Below are 234 nucleotides of genomic sequence, written 5' to 3'. Positions count from 1 at the left end.
AACTGACAGAAGCGATACACATTGGCCGACGCCACCTGCCCCTCCATTACATCTAAAAGCCCCTCAGCCTTCAGCCGGGAATACGCTGACTGTGATGTTCGCTCCATCGCAGGCACCTCCCGGTAGGTTGCAAGATCAACGTCAGTTGCGTGCACAAGTGGATGTCGGCATACAGCGCGAAGAACCGGCTGAGCATTTCACCGAACAGGCAGATGTCCCCTTCCCCCGAAAAGC

1 protein-coding gene is annotated in these 234 nt (G+C 56.4%); it reads right to left on the bottom strand.

Annotation, left to right across the window (positions count from 1 at the left end; genetic code table 11):
* Nucleotides 1–70: 70 nt before the first annotated feature.
* Nucleotides 71–234: type VI secretion system baseplate subunit TssF (locus SB765_RS33965; RefSeq protein ID WP_410933077.1), on the bottom strand; the 164-nt coding region annotated here is incomplete at its 5' end.

Source organism: Pseudomonas sp. SIMBA_067 (assembly GCF_046534675.1).
Classification (GTDB): domain Bacteria; phylum Pseudomonadota; class Gammaproteobacteria; order Pseudomonadales; family Pseudomonadaceae; genus Aquipseudomonas; species Aquipseudomonas putida.
This window is presented reverse-complemented; position numbering and strand designations above follow the sequence as displayed.